Source organism: Actinomadura sp. NPDC048955, assembly GCF_040649435.1.
Lineage (GTDB): Bacteria > Actinomycetota > Actinomycetes > Streptosporangiales > Streptosporangiaceae > Spirillospora > Spirillospora luteofluorescens.
On record NZ_JBEZJI010000196.1, the window covers coordinates 1 to 1404 of the forward strand.

A 1404-nucleotide genomic window follows, 5' to 3' on the forward strand; every position below is an offset into this window, starting at 1 on the left:
GGAGACGATAATATGAGTATATTAAGCGTAAATCATTTATCAAAAAAAATTAATAATAAAATAATTCTTAAAAATATATCGTTCTCATTAGATGAAGGTCATATTGTCGGTCTTGTCGGTGCCAATGGTGCTGGGAAAACGTCTTTGATGAAAGTGATATTAGGCTATTCGGATTATCAAGAAGGGAATTTTACTTCTGTCAGACAAGATGAAAATCACTGTAACATAGGTGCACTGATTGAAAATCCAGGTTTATATCCTTTCATGTCTGGATACGATAATTTAAAATTACTAAATGAATCGAATGGTACAAGTTCCATTAATAAGATTGTAGATGATTTAAAAATGAATAAATATATACATAATAAAGTCAAAACCTATTCTTTAGGTATGAAACAAAAACTAGGTATTGCCATAGCTTTTTTAAATGATCCAAAACTGATAATCTTAGATGAACCCATGAATGGATTAGATCCTAAAGCTGTTAGAGATGTTCGTCAATTGATTTTAAGTAAAGCAAAAGAAGGTAGTACTTTTTTAATATCAAGTCATATTTTAAGTGAGTTAGTTAAAATTACTGATTCTACGCTTATTATCGATAAAGGAAAGATTATAAAAGAAGTGACGCGAGAAGATTTAGAACAAAATGAGGAGCAAGATTTAGAAAATGTATTGCTTGATATTATAGATAAGGAGGAATGAAACAATTATGATTAATTTAATTAAACAAGAAAACTTTAAATTACTCAAAAAAAGATCAACATTCATCATACCACTTATCATTATTGCATTAATGACACTTCAGACTTTACTTCTTAAAAATTACGTACCACCCAAAGTTTTACTAGAATCTAACTTTGGAGGTGTTTTTTGGGTTACACTTTTATTAATCATTCAATCTAGTACTATTATTACAATGGAATTTCATTATGGAACGATCAAAAATATACTATATCGTAACACCTCTCGTAAAAATATTATATTAAGTAAAATCTTAATTTTAGCTATATATTCTTTTATATATTTTGCGATTACAGTTGTATTTTCTTTGATTTTATGCGCCATTTTTTACCATGATATTAATCTATTTTCTAATATTGGAAATGAATTATCATTATTTAATCAAATGCTATTAGGAACGTTGGGATTTTATATTGGTACTTGGCTAGTGTTGAGTATTACTTTATTAATATCTTGTGCAATGAATAGATCAGAAATTTCTATAGCTGTAGGTATAGTATTTTTCTTGATCACTTCTTTGCTCTCTTCTATATTAGCTATGGCCATAGATAGATGGCCATGGTTAAAATGGGGACCTATAAATATGATGAATATTACTTCACAAATAAGTGATCATTCACTTAAAGCAACTACAAAACTAGAGTTACATGAACTAGTTCTAGG

Annotated in this window: 2 protein-coding genes; both read left to right on the forward strand. The window is 28.0% G+C overall.

Annotation, left to right across the window (positions count from 1 at the left end; genetic code table 11):
- The first annotated feature begins 12 nt into the window (after window positions 1-12).
- Window positions 13-702 (forward strand): ATP-binding cassette domain-containing protein, encoded by a 690-nt coding sequence (locus AB0C84_RS46175; RefSeq protein ID WP_361079278.1) that lies wholly within the window; start codon window positions 13-15, stop codon window positions 700-702.
- A 7-nt stretch (window positions 703-709) separates the two neighbouring features.
- Window positions 710-1404: ABC transporter permease (locus AB0C84_RS46180; protein WP_361079275.1), on the forward strand; the 695-nt coding region annotated here is incomplete at its 3' end.

Coding starts and splice junctions, on each gene's coding strand:
- AB0C84_RS46175 (WP_361079278.1), top strand. CDS start 13: ATGAGTATATTAAGCGTAAATCATTTATCAAAAAAAATTAATAATAAA.